Source organism: Mycobacterium simiae, assembly GCF_008370645.1.
GTDB classification, from domain to species: Bacteria; Actinomycetota; Actinomycetes; order Mycobacteriales; family Mycobacteriaceae; genus Mycobacterium; species Mycobacterium simiae_A.
Genome location: NZ_VTZN01000453.1, coordinates 1 through 751, shown reverse-complemented (window position 1 = coordinate 751; position 751 = coordinate 1). Strand labels below are relative to the sequence as shown.

Below are 751 nucleotides of genomic sequence, written 5' to 3'. Positions count from 1 at the left end.
CGGCCCAGGACCTGATCTGCGCGGCGGCGCTGACCCACACCCCCGAGCAGGTGCAGTTCTACTGCCTGGCGTTCTCCTCGGCCGCGCTGGGCAGCGTGGCGGGGCTGCCGCACGTGGGCGCGGTGGCCCACCAGCTCGACCGCGACGGCGTGCGCCGCACGGTGGCCGAGCTGGCGGCGCTGCTGACCGCCCGCAAACGCAGCTTCGAGGAGACCGGCGTGATGTCGATGGAGGTGTTCCGGCGGCGCAAGTCCGGCCGGGAGCCCGGCGCGGTGCCCGACGACGGCCACGGCGACGTGTTCCTGGTCATCGACAACTACGCGGGGCTGGCCAGCGAATACGAGGTGCTGCTGGACGCGGTGCACAAGCTGATCAAGGACGGCCCCACCTTCGGCATCCACGTGGTGGTCACCGTCGGCAAGACCAGCGAACTGCGCCCGGAGGTGCGCAACAGCTTCGGGGTGGGCTCGCGGGTGGAGCTGCGCCTGGGCGAGACCACCGACGCGGTGCTGGTCAAACCCCGGCTGAGCGAGGCGGTCCCGCCCGGGCGGCCCGGGCGCGGGATGATCGCGCAGAACTACGAGCGGATGGGCGCCGACCCGGTGGGGCTGCACACCCTGATGGCCCGCCCGGCCGCCGAGCACACCGGCCCGGACGTGTTCGACTCGGCCAGCATCACCGCGGCCGTGGCCAGGGTGGCCGCCCGGTACACCCCCGCGCCCCGGGTGCGCCGGCTGCCCAAGCGGGTCAC

1 protein-coding gene is annotated in these 751 nt (G+C 74.0%); it reads left to right on the top strand.

Annotated features, from left to right (window positions below; translation table 11 throughout):
• On the top strand, positions 1 to 751 hold a 751-nt coding region (locus tag F0Q45_RS26395), incomplete at both ends, for an FtsK/SpoIIIE domain-containing protein (RefSeq protein ID WP_262491203.1).